Genomic DNA, 3,816 nt, shown 5'->3' with positions numbered 1-3,816 from the left:
CGCAGGATTTCAAAATCTTCGCCATGCTTCCCGTACCTTGAAAGGAATCGAAACGATTCATGCTTTATATAAACGAAACCGAAGTCTTGGCTCAGACTTCGGTTTTTCGACATACAATGAATTACAGGAGCTACTAACAATCGCATAAAATGTACAACTTTTTTGTTGGCACCACTTAACCTTAACAAAACTTCGCAACAGAACCCTATTTTTTATTACTATTTTTTATTACTAATGTTGCCGTTTCACTCGGATGGCTAAGAGGAAAATGATGGCCATATGGAACAAAATCAACCTTACCAAGATGTGATGGAGCAGAATAGCCTCTGTCATAATCCCCCCAAATAATGTGAAGATTATACTTTGTTACTTCATTGAAATCACCTTGATCGTTTTTCAGTAGTAAACTGTTAAGCTGAACCGTAGTATTTAAAATTCTAGGAGAAGTAAAACTGTTACTTATTTTTTCAATATAATGTTCAGGGATACTCTCCATACTTTCAAACAAACCATTACTTAATAAATATCGCCCTATCAAATTAGTAGTTGCCAGTTTTAATATCCATTTGTTCATAAATTGAGGAACATTTAGCGATTTAGCATTTTTTTTAACAACTGGTGGCTGAAGTAAAGTGATTGAATACTTCTTATCTATGTACTCTTGTACCAATGCTTCCAGAAGAATAAACGCACCGAATGAATGGCCAATTAGATGTGCACCATTAGTAGCTTTCTCCAATAACTTTTTTACTACATTCAAATAGATATCTAGAAGATTTTTCTCTTGTTTAAAAGGAGAACGTCCCAAACCTGGAAGATCCAAGATCCATACAGGTTGACCAGTTTTTTCATGAAGCTCTTGTGCTAAAGGAAATAAATCCTCTCCATCACTCAATAAACCATGTAATAAAATAAACGGTTTACCCTCTCCTTGTAATTGGTAAAGGGTAGTGTTATCGCATAATGTTCGTTTAAATAAATGATTATGCTGGCCATTTTGATACATCATTCGATAATCCAGATCAGCTACTACGGCAGGGAAAAATTTCATTACACTCGTCTTCTTAAACCAATCTCCTCCCATAATTTTTTTCGCTGAAACATTTGAAAATTTTCGTTTTGTAATAAAATTCAGTCCATCAGAAGGAATTTTTGTTATTTTACTTACTCCACTATTCATAATTACTGTCATAAGTGGCATTGGGACAGAGATTTTTGGTGCCCTCATATTCATACTTTCCGACATAATACTTAATAATTCAGCAATGTTCTGATCGTGCTGTTTGTCTTCAACAAGTGTATATGTTTGAATAGTCGGTTGCTCCAATCTGAAAACCTGCACAATAAACTTCGCAAGCTCATCGTTTGAAATAAGTGGTAACCTATATCCCTTACCTCCAGGAATCACTGGCATGAGCCCTCTTCGCATACTGATCACAAGCAAACCTAATCCTGCTATCTGCTCTGTACTCCCTGTTTTACTACTACCGACTACAGTTGGGGGATTAATTACAGAAAGCGGATAACCTACTGCTGATGCCTGGTGACGGATATAAAGATCTGCTAAAAATTTTGTTCTCTCATATGGATTTTTTATTTTCAAATAATTGTTTCCTTCTTTAAACACATCAATTGCAATCTTGCTATTTTTATCATCAAAGGGACTCATATAACCTACAACATGAATAAATTGTTGCAAGCCCTTCAATTGATGAATACTTTTAGCTAATTCACTAATATGTTTGGCGCCATTTAAAAATACGGAAGCTGCCTCTTTACTTGTCACTTGAATATCCATGGGGCCTCCTGCGTGAATAATCACATCCGTTTTCAATACCCTCTCCTTATCTTCAGCACTTAGACCTAAATCTATTTTCGTCAAATCACCTTCAATAAAGTGCATAACTGCCTTTTTTAAGATGCCTCTTTCTTGAAAAAGGCGTGTTGCTTTACTTTTCGACCTCACTAAAAGAAGAATTTTAACATCCTCTTTGGCTAATTCTTTCACTAATTGCTTTCCAATAAAGCCTGTTCCACCAATTAAAAATACTGTTCTCATATAAAATCTCCTTTTTAGTACTATTTAGTACTAATTTGATGTAAAAAAAAGCTTCTTTTATCGAAGCAATTTTAAAAAATGATCTGCTGTTTTCGTGATTACAGTTGCATCCTTCAATGTTTCTGAAATAAATAACGCTCCTTCAAGATTTGTAATAAAAAGTGATGCAACCTCATCAATATTAATCGTATTTCTGAATTCTCCATTCTCTACCCCTTGTTTAAGTAATAGAGAAACTTTCTTTTGTAGTTCTGTAAAAAAAAGGCCTATTTTTTCTTTTATTTGCGTGGCCTGTTTAGGACTTTGAATATAAAGAGTAATAAATGGACAGCTCCCCTTATACTCTCTCGACTGAACTCCTTGTGATAATTGCTTTAAAAACAGTTGGATACGATCTTCAACTAAAAATTGATTCTGAGAAAGTACGTCATCAATTGCAGATTGATACATTTCAATCCAATAATCAACGACCCCTTCTAATAGTACTTCCTTATTAGAAAAGTGATAATACACATTAGACTTTGAAACTTTGCTTACACGTACTAATTCATCCATACTTGTATAAGCAAACCCTTTTTCTAAAAATAATGTTGCAGCTACTTCAATCACACGTTTTTGATTCATTAATTTTACCTTTGTCATAACTAGAACTATATAGTACTAATTTAAATATTGCAAGTATTTATGTTAATTTAGAAAAAAAGTTTGACTAAAAAAGTTCCACTAACATTGATTTTAATGCAAAAAAATCTTATTTTGAATAAAGTTGAACTGAACCCTGAAATTGTTAATTCACTATCGTCTAATAGAGGTCACCATACATGCCCATCAACTTAAGAAAAAGAAATGCCCCCAAAACGAAAAAATGAGCGGCTTCTCAGAATAGCTATCTGTAGAGAAAGAAAATTTTAATTTAGGGGGATATGAAAGTATTAGCTTGATGGGCATGCGGCTGACCCCCCATTAGGGACGAGAAAAGTTTGGACAAGTTTTATATGAAGGACATAAACAAAAAAAGACACCTACAGGTGCCTTTTCTCTGTTTGTTCTCACGTATTGAGATGACTATTCAAACCTTGTGTTAGGGGAAATGGTTCAAACAGATATAGTACACTTAAAGCTTAACATTGAAAGAATATACAGTAAATTGATAATATTTATGCGGAATTTTTCCAAAGTTTAGTATAGATATTTTTCACTATTACTATAGTAAAAATAGAATTAATGCAAAATTGCATAACAAAGTAGTATGTGATTAGCAGTATAATTTAAATGTGTACAATAAAGCTGAAGAGGCAGGGACCATCTACGGAAATAGATGGTCTTTTGCTATTGGATAATAAACGAATTATTTTGATGGTGTTCATCTGAAGTATTGTTTTACAAATATCTCTACACATTGTGTGGGGATTTTTTCATAAAGAAAAGACACCCCTAAGGTGCCTTTCTCCGACTTGAACCACTCTACTTTTAATAATATAAATTGAATTCCCATCCAATTACCATTTTACTATATTTATCTATATTGGTAATTGAGAAAACTATTTAGAATCGAGGGTTTGATAAATCTAAAGGTTCTTCTTTCGTTTCCTCTACTTTTGGTTCTGCTGTAGCAGCAGCTTCAGATTGCATGTTTTTCAACATATTCGGATCAATGTTTACTTGGACTGTGTTTACATTATTAACATTATTGGTTCTGTTGCAAAGATTTTTAAACTGAGATAACCTGTAGAAAAAGTGTGAGCAGGAGAATGATA

The 3,816-nt window shown here is 33.4% G+C and carries 2 protein-coding genes and 2 pseudogenes; 1 reads left to right on the top strand and 3 read right to left on the bottom strand.

The features are described 5' to 3' along the window. Positions 1–148 (top strand): annotated as a pseudogene (locus HRG09_RS29285) (IS6 family transposase); the annotation flags it as partial. A 57-nt stretch (positions 149–205) separates the two neighbouring features. On the opposite strand, the gene HRG09_RS27585 reads toward HRG09_RS29285, so the two are convergent. The 3 genes and pseudogenes from HRG09_RS27585 to HRG09_RS28665 all read right to left on the bottom strand — a co-directional run. After that, entirely contained in the window at positions 206–2,059 is a 1,854-nt protein-coding gene (locus HRG09_RS27585) for an alpha/beta fold hydrolase (protein WP_174103995.1), read from the bottom strand. Between the two features lie 57 nt (positions 2,060–2,116). Continuing rightward, positions 2,117–2,683 carry a TetR/AcrR family transcriptional regulator gene (locus HRG09_RS27580; protein WP_141525305.1) on the bottom strand — a complete coding sequence of 189 codons (567 nt, stop codon included), beginning with the start codon at positions 2,681–2,683 and terminating at the stop codon, positions 2,117–2,119. Positions 2,684–3,604: 921 nt separating this feature from the next. Beyond that, positions 3,605–3,816, bottom strand: a pseudogene (locus tag HRG09_RS28665) (hypothetical protein); the annotation flags it as partial.

This window comes from Bacillus sp. Xin1, assembly GCF_013314535.1.
Taxonomy (GTDB): domain Bacteria; phylum Bacillota; class Bacilli; order Bacillales; family Bacillaceae_G; genus Bacillus_A.
The sequence above is the reverse complement of the archived record's forward strand: the minus strand, read 5'-3'. Positions and strand labels throughout refer to the sequence as shown.